Annotated in this window: 1 pseudogene; it reads right to left on the bottom strand. The window is 74.0% G+C overall.

Going from position 1 to position 722, the window contains the following annotated elements:
* Positions 1–266: 266 nt before the first annotated feature.
* Positions 267–722, bottom strand: a pseudogene (locus ACY45C_RS09340) (hypothetical protein); the annotation flags it as partial.

Genomic DNA, 722 nt, shown 5'->3' on the forward strand with positions numbered 1-722 from the left:
CCACCGCGCTCGCGGGCCGCCCGGGCCACCGGGCTCCCCACCGCCACGGCGACGACGCGCGGTCGCCCGGCGACCGGCCGAGGGGGCTCCCCCACTCTGCGCGGGCGGCGGCGACGTTACAGTCGTCACGGCGACTAAGCGTACGCGCTTCACCCCGATCCGATTACTCTAAGCAACGACGGGGGGCTCGTATCGCCGGAACCAGCGGGAACGCTCCTCGGCGCGGATCACTTCCCGGTCCGGGTCGGGTGTCCGGATCGGCTGCGTCAGCGGGACCGCACCAGATCCGCGGCCGTCTTCTCAGCCAGCGCCGCGATCCGGACAAGATCGTCGGGACGGGCGGAGGAGATGTCCAGCACGACGGTCTCGCCGTGTATCAGCGCCTCTCGCGCGCGGCACAGCGCCCCCGCCCACGCTTCCGCCCCGGCCCCGTTCACCTCCACGCCTACCCCCACGCCCACGCCCACACCTACGCCCACGCCCACGCCCACACCTACGCCCACGCCCACGCCCACGCCCACGCCATCCACATCCTCGGCGGGCCGGGAGACGGCGATGGCCTGCTCGTCGCTGATCGACCCCTCAAGGACGAGGCGGACGCGGCCGCGGCGCAGGTGGTCGAAGGCGATCGCGGCCAACCGCGCCGCCTGCTCGGCGGCGCCCGGCTCACCCTGGTTGTGCCGCAGACAGGCGATCTTGGCGTGGACGACCGCCTGGTAGGC

Source organism: Frankia sp. CcWB2, assembly GCF_977927585.1.